At 68.1% G+C, this 13,176-nt stretch carries 12 protein-coding genes and 1 tRNA gene; all 13 read right to left on the bottom strand.

The annotated features are described in order from the left end of the window. Window positions 1-85: 85 nt before the first annotated feature. Window positions 86-346, bottom strand: a complete 261-nt coding sequence (gene rpsO / locus ACE3Q2_RS11000) for a 30S ribosomal protein S15 (RefSeq protein ID WP_231694105.1) — start codon at window positions 344-346, stop codon at window positions 86-88. Between the two features lie 138 nt (window positions 347-484). Continuing rightward, on the bottom strand, window positions 485-1,405 hold the full coding sequence (truB, locus tag ACE3Q2_RS11005) for a tRNA pseudouridine(55) synthase TruB (RefSeq protein ID WP_374474037.1): 921 nt from the start codon (window positions 1,403-1,405) through the stop codon (window positions 485-487). Between the two features lie 10 nt (window positions 1,406-1,415). Then, window positions 1,416-1,778, bottom strand: coding sequence for a 30S ribosome-binding factor RbfA (rbfA, locus tag ACE3Q2_RS11010; RefSeq protein ID WP_374474038.1), 363 nt, complete (start codon window positions 1,776-1,778; stop codon window positions 1,416-1,418). A gap of 15 nt (window positions 1,779-1,793) precedes the next feature. Next, window positions 1,794-4,484 carry a translation initiation factor IF-2 gene (gene infB / locus ACE3Q2_RS11015; RefSeq protein ID WP_374474039.1) on the bottom strand — a complete coding sequence of 897 codons (2,691 nt, stop codon included), beginning with the start codon at window positions 4,482-4,484 and terminating at the stop codon, window positions 1,794-1,796. A gap of 75 nt (window positions 4,485-4,559) precedes the next feature. Next, window positions 4,560-6,047, bottom strand: a complete 1,488-nt coding sequence (nusA, locus tag ACE3Q2_RS11020; protein WP_374474040.1) for a transcription termination factor NusA — start codon at window positions 6,045-6,047, stop codon at window positions 4,560-4,562. A 42-nt stretch (window positions 6,048-6,089) separates the two neighbouring features. Beyond that, window positions 6,090-6,620, bottom strand: a complete 531-nt coding sequence (rimP, locus tag ACE3Q2_RS11025; RefSeq protein WP_231694110.1) for a ribosome maturation factor RimP — start codon at window positions 6,618-6,620, stop codon at window positions 6,090-6,092. Window positions 6,621-6,786: 166 nt separating this feature from the next. Beyond that, window positions 6,787-6,863, bottom strand: a tRNA-Met gene (locus ACE3Q2_RS11030). A gap of 64 nt (window positions 6,864-6,927) precedes the next feature. Beyond that, window positions 6,928-8,376, bottom strand: a complete 1,449-nt coding sequence (gene nuoN, locus ACE3Q2_RS11035) for an NADH-quinone oxidoreductase subunit NuoN (RefSeq protein WP_374474041.1) — start codon at window positions 8,374-8,376, stop codon at window positions 6,928-6,930. Window positions 8,377-8,386: 10 nt separating this feature from the next. Further along, a complete protein-coding gene (locus tag ACE3Q2_RS11040) occupies window positions 8,387-9,922 on the bottom strand; it encodes an NADH-quinone oxidoreductase subunit M (protein ID WP_374474043.1) in 1,536 nt (511 codons plus the stop codon). Between the two features lie 19 nt (window positions 9,923-9,941). Further along, window positions 9,942-12,038 (bottom strand): NADH-quinone oxidoreductase subunit L, encoded by a 2,097-nt coding sequence (gene nuoL / locus ACE3Q2_RS11045; RefSeq protein ID WP_231694113.1) that lies wholly within the window; start codon window positions 12,036-12,038, stop codon window positions 9,942-9,944. Window positions 12,039-12,045: 7 nt separating this feature from the next. Next, window positions 12,046-12,351, bottom strand: a complete 306-nt coding sequence (gene nuoK, locus ACE3Q2_RS11050; RefSeq protein WP_043800177.1) for an NADH-quinone oxidoreductase subunit NuoK — start codon at window positions 12,349-12,351, stop codon at window positions 12,046-12,048. Beyond that, a complete protein-coding gene (locus ACE3Q2_RS11055; RefSeq protein ID WP_231694114.1) occupies window positions 12,348-12,965 on the bottom strand; it encodes an NADH-quinone oxidoreductase subunit J in 618 nt (205 codons plus the stop codon). The genes nuoK and ACE3Q2_RS11055 overlap by 4 nt, the downstream gene beginning before the upstream one ends. 21 nt (window positions 12,966-12,986) lie before the next feature. Continuing rightward, window positions 12,987-13,176: 4Fe-4S binding protein (locus tag ACE3Q2_RS11060; protein ID WP_374474044.1), on the bottom strand; the 190-nt coding region annotated here is incomplete at its 5' end.

The raw sequence follows: 13,176 nt of genomic DNA on the forward strand, positions 1-13,176 counted from the left end.
GGGGCACCCTGCCCCGCGGTTGGCGCATTCTGGGAATCCCAAAATGCACACGGCGCATTTCTGCGCCGTGTGGGTCTAGCATTCCTCAGCGGCGCAGGCCCAAGCGCTCGATGAGCGTCTGGTAGCGCGCGGCGTCTTTCTTCTTCAGGTAGCCCAGCAGGCTGCGGCGCTGGTTGACCATCTTGAGCAGGCCGCGGCGGGAGTGGTGGTCCTGCTTGTGCGCCTTGAAATGCTCGGTCAGCTGGTCGATGCGGGCGGAGAGCAGCGCGACCTGGACTTCCGGGGAGCCGGTGTCGTTCGGCGTGCGCTTGAACTCTTCAATGATCTTGGCGGAATCGTAGGACATGTCTTCTTCTCTATGGTGATGCGCAGCCCGCAGGAACGCCGCCAGTGGCGACGACGCACCGCATTGGCCCGCCGGTTGGGGAATACAACGGAAAATTGCCGCGAAAGTTTAACGGAGCGGGCCTTGCGGAACAAGGCTTTATGCGTGGGCGACCCAGCGGAACAGGCGTTTTGGCCAGACCTGGCCGTCTTCGCCGCGCCGGCCCAGGCCCAGGCTCCGCCCGTTCAGGTCCGTGAGGTTGAGCTCGGTCTCGGGCGGGCCTGCGACGGGCACGGGCTGGCCCTGGGCGATCCGGCGGGCCTGCGCCGGGTCCAGGGCCACCGCCGGGAAATGCGCCAGGCCGGCCTCGACGGGCAGCAGCAGCGCGTCCAGCGCGGCTTCGCCGCCCTCCCCGGCCAGGGCCTGGAGCTCTTCCAAGGTGTGCATGCGCGGCGCCGTGAAGGGCTCGACCCAGGTGCGCCGGAGCACGGCGATGTGGCCGCCGCAGCCCAGGGCCTCGCCGAGGTCGCGGGCCAGGCTGCGGATGTAGGTGCCCGACCCGCAGGTCACGGCCAGCCGCAGGCGGTCGCCGGCCAGGTCGCGCAGCTCGATGGCCTCGATGTCCACCTCGCGCTCGGGCACCTCGATGGATTCGCCGCGCCGGGCCTTGGCGTACAGCGGCTCGCCGCCCTGCTTGAGCGCGGAATAGATCGGCGGGCGCTGGCGGATGCGGCCCAGGAACGGCGCCAGCGCCGCCTCCACCCGGGCGCGGTCCAGGGCAGGCACGGGGCGTTCGCGCAGCACCTGGCCGTCGGCGTCGTCGGTGTCGGTGACCGCGCCCAGCACCACTTCGGCCTCGTAGGCCTTGCGGCCGCCCAGCAGCAGGCCGGCGATCTTGGTCGCCTCGCCGAAGCACAGGGGCAGCAGGCCGGTGGCCAGGGGGTCGAGGGCGCCGGTGTGTCCGCCCTTCTCGGCGCGGTAGAGGTGGCGCGCCCGCTGCAGGGCCTGGTTCGAACTCAGGCCGGCGGGCTTGTCGAGCAGCAGGATGCCGTCGAGCGGGCGGAACACGGTGCGGCCCACGGGCGGGGCCTCAGTCTTCGGCGGGACCGGGCGGGTTCTCGCGCAGCAGCTTTTCGATGCGCTCGCCCTTGTCCACCGAATCGTCGTAGTGGAAATGCAGCTCGGGCACGTGGCGCATGCGCACGGCCTGGCCGAGGCGGTAGCGAAGCTCGGGCGCCAGTTCCTTCAGCGCCTTCACCGCCACCGGGCCCTGTTCGGCCAGCAGCGCGGTGACGAAGACCTTGGCGTGGGCCAGGTCGCGCGTCACCTCGACGTCGGAAACGGAGACCGACGGCAGGCCGTGCTCGCGCACGGCCTCGTGGACGATCTGGCCCAGGTCCCGGCGCAGCTGCGCCGAGACCCGGTCGGTGCGGTGGAAGCTCTTGGTCGCCATGGCGTCGCGCGCGCCTTACAGCGTGCGCTGGACCTCGATGCGCTCGAAGCACTCGATCTGGTCGCCGGGCTTGACGTCGTTGTACGCCTTCACCGCGATGCCGCACTCGGTACCCGAGCGGACTTCCTCGACGTTGTCCTTGAAGCGGCGCAGCGACTCGAGCTCGCCCTCGAAGATGACCACGCTGTCGCGCAGCACGCGGATCGGCTTGCTCTTCTTGACCGTGCCCTCGATGACGAGGGAACCGGCCACGGCGCCGAACTTGGAGCTGCGGAACACGTCGCGGACCTCGGCGATGCCGATGATCTCCTCGCGGATTTCCTTGCCGAGCAGGCCGGACGCCACCTGCTTAACCTGGTCGATGACGTCGTAGATGATCGAGAAGTAGCGCAGGTCGAGGCCGTTGCTCTCGATCACCTTGCGGGCGCTGGCGTCGGCGCGGACGTTGAAGCCGATGATGACGGCCTTCGAGGTCGCGGCGAGCGTGGCGTCGGACTCGGTGATGCCGCCCACGCCCGAGGAGATCACGTTGACCTTGATCATGTCGTTCGACAGCGCCACCAGCGACTGGCGCAGCGCCTCGACCGAACCCTGCACGTCGGCCTTCACCAGCAGGTTCAGGGTGACCTGGCCGCTGTCCTGGCCCATCTGGGCCATGATGTCTTCCATGCGGGTGCCGGCGGCAGCGACCAGGCGCGACTCGCGCTTCTTGGCGTCGCGCTGCTGGGCCACGTCCTTGGCCAGGCGCTCGTCGGCCACGACCACGAAGTCGTCGCCGGCGTCGGGCACGCCCGACAGGCCGAGCACCTGCACCGGGATCGACGGCTCGGCCGCATCCACCTGCTTGCCGTTTTCGTCGAACAGGGCGCGCACGCGGCCGTAGTAGGTGCCGCACACCAGGTAGTCGCCCTTCTTCAGGGTGCCCTGCTGCACCAGCACCGTGGCGACCGGGCCGCGGCCCTTGTCGAGCGAGGCCTCGATGACCACGCCGGTGGCGCGGGCGTCGTACACGGCCTGCAGTTCCATCACCTCGGCCTGGACCGAGATGGCGTCGAGCAGCGCGTCGATGCCCATGCCGGTCTTGGCCGACACCGGCACGAACTGCACGTCGCCGCCCCACTCTTCCGGCACGACCTCGAGCTTCACCAGGCCCTGCTTGACGTTGTCCGGGTTGGCTTCCGGCTTGTCCATCTTGTTCACGGCCACCAGCAGCGGCACCTTGGCGGCACGCGCGTGCTGCACGGCCTCGACCGTCTGCGGCATCACGCCGTCGTCGGCCGCGACCACCAGCACCACGATGTCGGTGAGCTTGGCGCCGCGGGCGCGCATGGCGGTGAACGCCGAGTGGCCCGGGGTGTCGAGGAAGCTGATGACGCCCTTGTCGGTTTCGACGTGGTAGGCGCCGATGTGCTGGGTGATGCCGCCGGACTCGCCCGACGCCACCTTGGTGCGGCGGATGTAGTCGAGCAGCGAGGTCTTGCCGTGGTCGACGTGGCCCATGATGGTGACCACGGGCGGACGCGGACGCTTCTCGCCCTGCGTCTCCTCGACGTGCGCGACCAGCGCGGTCTCGGCGTCGTCCTCGGCGGTCTTGCTGGCCTTGTGGCCCAGTTCCTCGACCACCAGCACCGCGGTGTCGTGGTCGATCACCTGGTTGATGGTGGCCATCACGCCCATCTTGAACAGCGCGCGCACCACTTCGCCGCCCTTCATGGCCAGCTTCTGGGCCAGGTCGGCCACGGAAATGCTGTCGCCGATGAAGACCTCGCGGACGATCGGCGCGGTCGGGCGGGAGAAGCCGTGCTGGCCGCTGGCCGTGCGCGAAGGCTCGGCCATGCGCATCTTGGGCTTCTTGCGGTTGCCGGCGGCGCCGCGGCGGGCGCGCTCGGAATCGGTGAGGTGCAGCTGGCCGGCGGCGAAACGGCTGGCCTGGCCCTCGTCACCCTCGTTGTCCACCATGGCGTGCGAACCGCGCACGGCCTTGTGCTTGCCGGCGGGCTTGTTCGCGCCCGGGGCCGGGGCCTTGCTCGGGCCGGCCGGGGTCGGCCGGGCCGGGGCCGCCGGCTTGGCGTGCACCTTGGCTTCGGCACGCGCCTTGCGCGGCTCGTGGATGACGATGGCGCCCGGCGGCAGGGACGGCACGGGCGGGGCCTTGGCCGCCGGCTTCGCGACCGGCTCTTCCTCGGCTTCGGCTTCCGCCGCGGCGGCGGCGGCTTCGGCGGCCGCGCGGGCGGCCTCCTCGTTGCGGATGCGGGCTTCCTCGGCCTCGCGCTCCATGGCGCGCTTGCGGTCGGATTCGCTCAGCGCGGCCAGCTCGGCCTCGTTGCGGGCCTTGGATTCCTCGAGCTTGCGCAGGGCTTCGGCGCGCTCGTCGGAGACCGGCGCCTCGACTTCGTCGCGCTTGACGTAGGTGCGCTTCTGGCGCACCTCGACGGTGACCGTGGCCTTGGTCTTGCCGGCGCTGACCGTCAGCTCTTCCTGCTTGCGACGCTGCAGCGTGATTTTCTTCGGCGCGGCGGCTTCGGCCGGCTTGTCGTCCTTGCCGTGCGTTCGGCGAAGGAAACCGAGCAGCTTCATCTTCTCGGTGCTGCTGACCACCTGATCCGGCCCGCTGAAGGTCATGCCCGCGCCGGAAAGCTGCTCGAGCAGCTTCTCGACGGGCATACCCAGCACTTTGGCCAGCGAACCTACGGTGACTTCAGACATGTGGTGGTGATTCCTTGGTGTCCTGCGCGCCTGGCGCGCAATGGTGTAACTCGGGGCTTGCGGGTGTCGGCCGGATTATTCGAACCAGTGCGCGCGGGCCGCCATGATCAGCTTCGCGGCGCGCTCCTCGTCCACACCTTCGATGTCGGTGATCTCGTCGGTGGCCAGCTCGGCCAGGTCGTCGCGGGTGGCGACGCCGCGGGCGGCCAGGGCGTAGGCGGTGGCCTCGTCCATGCCGTCGAGCGACAGCAGGTCGTCGGCCGGCTTGTGCTCCTCGATCTCCTCCTCGACCTGCAGGGCCTCGGTGAGCAGGGCGTCGCGGGCGCGGGCGCGCAGCTCCTCGACGATGTCCTCGTCGAAGCCTTCGACCGCCAGCAGCTCGGCGGCCGGCACGTAGGCGATTTCCTCGACCGTGCTGAAGCCCTCGGCGACCAGGATGCCGGCGATCTCCTCGTCCACTTCCAGCTTGTCCATGAACAGCTGGCGGGCGGCGGCCTGCTCGGCCTCGGACTTGGCCTGCACCTGGTCGGGGGTCATCACGTTGAGCTGCCAGCCGGTCAGGCGGCTGGCGAGGCGCACGTTCTGGCCGCCCTTGCCGATGGCCTGGGCCAGCTTGTCCTCGGCGACCGCGAGGTCCATCGAGCGCTTTTCTTCGTCGACGATGATCGACTGCACCTCGGCCGGGGCCATGGCGTTGATGACGAACTGGGCCGGGTTGTCCGACCACAGCACGATGTCGATGCGCTCGCCGTTGAGCTCGTTGCTCACGGCCTGCACGCGCGAACCGCGCATGCCGATGCAGGCGCCGATGGGGTCGGTGCGGTGGTCATGGGCCAGCACGGCGATCTTGGCGCGGTCGCCCGGGTCGCGGGCCGCGGCCTTGATCTCGACCAGGCCCTGGCCGACTTCCGGCACCTCGAGCTTGAACAGCTCGATCATGAATTCCGGCGCGGTGCGGCTGATGAACAGCTGCGGGCCGCGGGTTTCGGCGCGCACGTCGAGCAGGTAGCCGCGCACGCGGTCGCCCGGGCGCAGCACGTCGCGCGGGATGGCCTTGTCCTTCGGGATCAGCGCCTCGGCGTTGCCGCCCAGGTCGACGTAGACATTGCCGCGCTCGACGCGCTTGACGATGCCGTTCACCAGCTCGCCGATGCGGTCGCGCCAGGCGTCGATCACCTGCGCACGCTCGGCTTCGCGCACGCGCTGCACGATGACCTGCTTGGCGGCTTGGGCGGCGATGCGGCCGAACTCGGCGTTCTCGACCTGCTCCTCGACGAAGTCGCCGATCTGCGCATCCGGCTTGTCGTCCACCACGTCCATCATGCGGATCTGGCGGTCGGGCGACTCCATCACCACGTCGTCAGCCACCACTTCCCAGCGGCGGAAGGTTTCGTAGCTGCCGTCCTTGGGGTTGATCGAGACGCGCATGGCGACGTCCTGCTCGTGGTAGCGCTTCTTGGCGGCGGACGCCAGCGCGGCCTCCATCGCCTCGATGATCACGCCGCGCGGCACGCCCTTTTCATTGGCGACCGCTTCCATCACCAGCAACAGTTCCTTGCTCATCTCTTCCAGCTCCGTGAAAGGCGTCGGGCGCCTCAGGTGTAATCAGGATTCTTTGTCGGCCTTGCGCTTGCCGCGCGGACCGGTGGGTTTGGGTTGGGCCGCGAGGCCCAGGGCGACCAGGTCGGGGACCAGGCGCGCCTTCTCGATGTTGTCGTGCTTCACGCGCATGTCGCCGGCCTCGTGCGCCAGCAGCACCACGTCGCCCTCGACGCCGGTGATGCGGGCAATGAAGCGGCGGCGGCCGTCCTGCGCCAGGCGCAGCGTGAGCTTGGCCTGCTCGCCCACGAAACGCGCGAACTGCTCCGGCGTGAACAGCGGGCGGTCGATGCCCGGCGACGACACTTCCAGCGTGTAGGCCGAGGTGATCGGGTCCTCCACGTCGAGCACGGCCGAGACTTCGCGGCTCACGGCCTCGCAGTCCTCGATGGCCACGTGGCGACCGGGTGCGTCGATGTAAATGCGCAGCAGCGCGCTGTTGCCGGTGGGCGCGAACTCCACGCCCAGCAGTTCAAGGCCGAGCGCGGCCACGGTGGGCGCGAGCAGTTCGCTGATTTCAGTCGCCTTGCCGGTCATCGGGTCGGTCCTGTCGCCTCTGCGTTTCTCGGATTTCGAAAACAAAAAAGGGCCGTAAGGCCCTTTTCCGGTACATCCAGGTTCCGGCTTCCCGGGACCGCCCAAACGGCCGGTCCGAGGGAAAAAGCCTGAGCGGTGATTCCTTTCGGAAGACATCGCCAGAAACTGGTAGCGGGGGCAGGATTTGAACCTGCGACCTTCGGGTTATGAGCCCGACGAGCTGCCAGACTGCTCCACCCCGCAGCAGTAGACGCGCATTATAGGGGCGTTGCGCTTTCCGGCGCAAGCCCGGCGTTCAACGGCCGGTTCAGACTGGGAACGCCAGCCCGCACCAATGCAGGATGGTGTCGGCGAACAGGCCCAGCACCAGCAGCGCGACCGCGTTCACGGCGAACAGCAGGCGCAGGTGGCGGTCCGGGTGGAGCCGCGGGCCCTCGCCTTCCGGCTCCTCGAAGAACATCGCCTTCATCACCTTCAGGTAGTAGAAGGCGCCGATGACGGCGCAGACCACGCCGACCACGGCCAGCCACAGCAGGCCCGCGTCCAGCGCGGCCAGCAGCACCTCGAGCTTCGCCCAGAAGCCCAGGAACGGCGGCACGCCGGCCAGCGAGGCCATGATGAACATGACCAGCATGGCCTGCAGCGGGTTGCGCGACCACAGGCCGCGGAAGTCGGAGATCTCCTCCGCTTCGTGGCCCTTGCGCGAGAGCAGGATGATGGCGCCGAAGGCGGCGGCCGACATCACCGCATAGGAAATGGCGTAGAACATCGCCGCGCCGTAGCCGAGCTGGCCGCCGTGGGCCAGGCCCATGAACAGGAAGCCCACGTGCGAGATGGTCGAGTAGGCCAGCATGCGCTTGAGGTTGGTCTGCACCAGCGCCACGAGGTTGCCGATGACCAGGGACAGCGCCGACAGCCAGGCCACCATGTCCTGCCACTGGGCGTCGAGCGGGCCGACGCCGGACTCGAGCAGGCGGTAGGCCATGCCGAACGCGGCCAGCTTCGGCGCCGAGCCGATGAACAGGGTGATCGCGGTCGGGGCGCCGTGGTAGACGTCCGGCAGCCACATGTGGAAGGGCGCGGCGCCGAACTTGAAGGCGATGCCGACCAGCATGAACACCACGCCGAACAGCAGCAGCGTGCGGTCGCCGGTGGCCGCGGCGGCGGCGTGGATCTCGCCGAGCTGCAGGCTGCCGGTGGCGCCGTACACCATGGACATGCCGTAGAGCAGCAGGCCCGAGGCCATCGAGCCGAGCACGAAGTACTTCATGGCCGCCTCGGAGGAACGCGAGCTGTCGCGGTCCATGGCGACCAGGCCGTACGAGCTCAGCGCCAGCAACTCCAGGCCCAGGTACAGGGTCAGCAGGCTGCCGGCCGAGATCATCAGCATCATGCCCAGCACCGAGAACAGGCCGAGCACGTAGAACTCGCCCTTGAACAGGCCGCGGTCCTGCAGGTAGGGCTTGGCGTAGATGAACGAGGCGCCGGCCACGAGGTAAACGGCCACCTTGAGCACGTCGCTGGCGGTGTCGCGCACGAACATGTTGGCGAAGCCGAACGCCGGCTCCATCGCCATGTCGCGCATGGTCAGCACCGCCGCCGCGGCCAGGATGAACAGGGCCAGGAAGTGGGTCAGGCCACGGCGGGCGTCCGACAGGAACAGGTCGATCATCAGCAGCGCGAAGGCCGCGCCGCAGACGAAGATCTCGGGCCCGAGCGGCAGCAGGTCGGCGGTGGTGGGCATCGGCAGGGCCATCGGGGCTTCCTTACAGCTTGGTGGCGGCGAGCTGGGTCAGCAGCTGCGCGATCGGTGCTTCCATGAGGTCGGTCAGCGGCTTCGGGTACACGCCCAGGGCCAGCGTACCGATCGCGAACACGCCGAGCACCAGCGCCTCGCGGCCATTGATGTCGGTGAGCTCGGCGACGTGGTGGTTGGCGACGTCGCCGAACACGACGCGCTTGACCATCCACAGGGTGTAGGCCGCGCCCAGGATGAGCGTGAAGCCGGCGCCGAAGGCGACCCAGGCGTTGTACTGGAACGAGGCCAGGATGACCATGAACTCGCCCACGAAACCCGACGTGCCCGGCAGGCCGGCGTTGGCCATGGCGAAGAACACGAAGAAGGCGGCGAACCACGGCATGGTGTTCACCACGCCGCCGTAGTCGCGGATCATGCGGCTGTGCATGCGGTCGTAGACCACGCCCACGCACGAGAACATGGCGCCCGAGACGAAGCCGTGCGAGATCATCTGCACCATCGCGCCCTGCAGGCCCAGCTGCGCGGCGTCGGTGTTGCCCAGCTCGCGCACCAGCGCGAACACGATGAAGCTGCCCAGGGTGACGAAGCCCATGTGCGCGATCGACGAGTACGCGATCAGCTTCTTCATGTCTTCCTGCACCAGCGCCACCAGGCCGATGTAGACCACGGCCATGAGCGACAGCGCGATGACCAGCCAGGCCCACTCCTGCCCCGCGTCCGGCACGATCGGCAGGGTGAAGCGCAGGAAGCCGTAGCCGCCGATCTTGAGCATGATGGCCGCCAGCACCACCGAACCGCCGGTGGGCGCCTCAACGTGGGCGTCCGGCAACCAGGTGTGGACCGGGAACATCGGCACCTTCACCGCGAAGGCGGCCAGGAAGGCGAAGAACAGCCACATCTGCTCGGTGGCGCTGAGCTTGAGCTGGTAGAGGTCGGCCAGCTGGAAGCTGGCGCCGCCCTCGAGGCGCTCGCCCGAGACGATGTACAGGTACACCAGGCCCACCAGCATCAGCACCGAGCCTAGGAAGGTGTAGAGGAAGAACTTCAGCGAGGCGTAGATGCGCTTCGGGCCGCCCCAGACGCCGATGATGATGAACATCGGGATCAGCATGGCCTCGAAGAACACGTAGAACAGGATGGCGTCGAGCGCGCAGAAGACGCCCACCATCATGCCCTCGAGCACCAGGAAGGCGGCGAAGTACTGGTGCGCGCGGCGCTCGACCGAGGTCCAGGAGCCGATCAGCACCAGCACGGTGGTCAGGGTGGTCAGCGCGATCAGGGCGATCGACAGGCCGTCAACGCCCAGGTGGTAGCGGATGTCGAAGCTCGGAATCCAGGCGCGGTCCTCGACGAAGCGCATCGCCGGGGAGGCGTAGTCGTGGCCGGCGAACAGCAGCAGGCTGAAGGCCAGGGTGGCGACCGCCACCAGCAGGGCGAACACCTTCGCCTGGTTCGCACGCGCGTCGCCGAAGGCCAGCGTGGCCAGGCCGCCGAGGATCGGCAGCCAGACCAGGACGCTCAACAGGGGCCAGGAGGATTGCATCAGGGCTTCCTTGTCAGTCTCAGGCGCCGACGACCTTGACCAGCACCGCCAGGAGGACGATGAGGCCGAGGATCATGGCGAAGGCGTAGTTGTAGAGGCGACCGGTCTGGAGCTGGCGCACGATGCCGGCGACGCGGTCCACCAGGGTGGCGGAGCCGTTCACCAGCAGGCCGTCGATCAGGCCGGCGTCGGCCTTCTTCCAGGAGAACTTGCCGAGCTTGATGCCGCCGCCAGCGAAGCCCTTGATCCACAGGTCGTCGAAGCCGTACTTGTTCTCCAGCACGCGGATCGGCAGCGCGAACACCTTCGCGGCGCGGTCGGCGACCGAGGGCTTGAACAGGTAGATGAAGGTGGCCAGCGCGAAGCCGCCGAAGGCCAGCCAGAACGCCGGCATGGTCATGCCGTGCAGGGCGAACGCCACCGGGCCCTTGAACTCCTCGGCCCAGGCCAGCATGGCGTCGTGCTTCGGCAGCACCTCGATGGCGCCGCGGAAGAAGTCGCCGCCGAGCATCGGGCCCACGGTGAAGTAGCCGATGAAGATGGACGGGATGGCGAGCAGGATCAGCGGCACGGTCACCACCCAGGGCGACTCGTGCGGCTCCACCGGGCCGTGGTGGCCATGGCGGTGGTCGTCGCCGTGGGCGTCATGGTGCGCATCGCCGTGGTGGTCGTCGTGGGCCACCTCGCGGAAGCGCTCCTTGCCGTGGAAGGTCAGGTACAGAAGGCGGAAGCTGTAGAAGCTGGTGACGAACACGCCGGCCAGCACCGCCCAGTAGCCGTACTGCGCCACGAAGCCGGCGTTGGCGTGGGCATTGTGCGCGGCCGCCTCGATGATGGTGTCCTTGGAGTAGAAGCCCGACAGGAACGGCGTGCCCACCAGCGCCAGCGTGCCGATCAGGCTGGTCCAGTAGGTGATGGGCATGTACTTGCGCAGGCCGCCCATCTTGCGCATGTCCTGCTCGTGGTGCATGCCGATGATCACCGAGCCGGCCGCCAGGAACAGCAACGCCTTGAAGAAGGCGTGGGTCATCAGGTGGAACACGGCCGCCGAGTAGGCCGACACGCCCAGCGCGACCGTCATGTAGCCCAGCTGCGAGAGGGTGGAATACGCCACGACGCGCTTGATGTCGTTCTGGATGATGCCGATCAGGCCGGTGAAGAAGGCCGTGGTGGCGCCGATGAACAGCACGAACGCCAGGGCCGCCTCGCTCTGCTCGAACAGCGGCGACATGCGGGCGACCATGAAAATGCCCGCGGTCACCATGGTGGCGGCGTGGATCAGGGCCGAGATCGGGGTCGGGCCTTCCATGGAGTCCGGCAGCCACACGTGCAGCGGCACCTGCGCCGACTTGCCCATGGCGCCGATGAACAGGCAGATGCAGATGAAGCTGATCACCTCGACCTGCACCGGGCCCGAGAGCACGTCGTAGCTCCAGCCGCCGAATCCGACCTTGCCCGACCACAGGGTGAAGGTGGAATGGATGTCGGCGTTGGCCGCGTGCGTGAAGGCGGTGGCGTAGTCGAGCGTGCCGATCCAGGCCAGCACGCCGGCGATGCCGAGCAGGAAGCCGAAGTCGCCGACGCGGTTGACCAGGAAGGCCTTGAGGTTGGCGAAGATGGCGGTCGGGCGCTTGTACCAGAAGCCGATCAGCAGGTAGGACACCAGGCCCACCGCCTCCCAGCCAAAGAACAGCTGCAGGAAGTTGTTGCTCATCACCAGCATCAGCATGCTGAAGGTGAACAGCGAGATGTAGCTGAAGAAGCGCTGGTAGCCCGGGTCTTCCTCCATGTAGCCGATGGTGTAGACGTGCACCAGCAGCGAAACGAAGGTGACCACGACCATCATCATGGCCGTGAGCTTGTCGACCATGAAGCCCACGTGCGCCGAGTAACCGCCCACCTGGAAGAAGGTGTAGACGTTCTCGTTGAAGGGCGCGGCGCCCTGGGCCAGGAACTGCCACAGCACGTGCAGCGAGAGCGCGCAGCTCACCGCCACGCCCAGGATGGTCACCCAGTGCGCGCCGGCGCGGCCCACCTGCTTGCCGAACAGGCCGGCGACGATGGAGCCCAGCAGCGGCGCCAGGGCGATGACCAACAGGATGTTCATCTGGATCATCGCGCGCTCAGCCCTTCAGCGAATCGAGTTCGGCGACGTTGATGGTCCGCCGGTTGCGGAACAGCGTCACCAGGATGGCCAGGCCGATGGCGGCCTCGGCGGCGGCCACGGTCAGGATGAAGAAGACGAAGATCTGGCCGTCCACGTCGCCCAGGAAGCGCGAGAAGGCCACGAAGTTGATGTTCACCGAGAGCAGCATCAGCTCGATGCACATCAACAGCACGATGACGTTCTTGCGGTTGATGAAGATGCCGGCGACCGACAGGCAGAACAGCACCGCGGCGAGCGCGAGGTAATGGCCGAGCGTGATCACGGGTTGCCCTCCTGGCGGGGTTCCGCCTGGACCTTCACGAGGCGCACGCGGTCCTCGCGGCGCACGGCGACCTGGCGGGACGGGTCCTGGTGCTTGGTGCCCTCGCGGCGGCGCAGGGTCAGCATCACCGCCACCACCAGGGCCACGGTCAGGATGACCGCGGCAGTCTCGAACGGCAGGATGTACTTGCTGAACAGGGTCTCGCCGATCCACTGCAGGTTGGTCTTGCCCAGCACGGCGGCCGGGTCGGTGGCCGACAGGCCGACCTCGAAGCGCTTGCTGCCGATCAGCATCACCATCTCGGCGGCCATCACCACCACCACGGCGCCGGTGAGCGGCAGGTAGCGCACGAAGCCCTCTCGCAGCGGCGCGGTGTTGATGTCGAGCATCATCACCACGAACAGGAACAGCACCATCACCGCGCCGATGTACACCAGCACCAGCACCACGCCGAGGAACTCGGCCTGGAGCAGCAGCCAGAGGCAGGCGGCGGAGAAGAAGGTCAGCACCAGGCTGAGCACGGCGTGCACCGGGTTGCGGGCCAGGATGACGCCCAGCGCGGCCAGCACGGTCACCGAGGCGAAGGCCCAGAAGGCGGCGAGTTCGTAAGTCATGTCAGTCCTTGTCCCCTGCCCTCACCGGAACGCCGCGTCGGCGGACCGGCGCTGGGCGATCTCGTCCTCGAGGCGGTCGCCGATGGCCAGCAACTGCGGCTTGGTGACGATGTTCTCGCCGCGCTTCTCGAAGTGGTACTCGTGGATGTGGGTCTCGACGATGGAGTCGACCGGGCAGCTCTCTTCGCAGAAGCCGCAGAAGATGCACTTG

Source organism: Arenimonas sp., assembly GCF_041913985.1.
Taxonomy (GTDB): Bacteria; Pseudomonadota; Gammaproteobacteria; order Xanthomonadales; family Xanthomonadaceae; genus Arenimonas.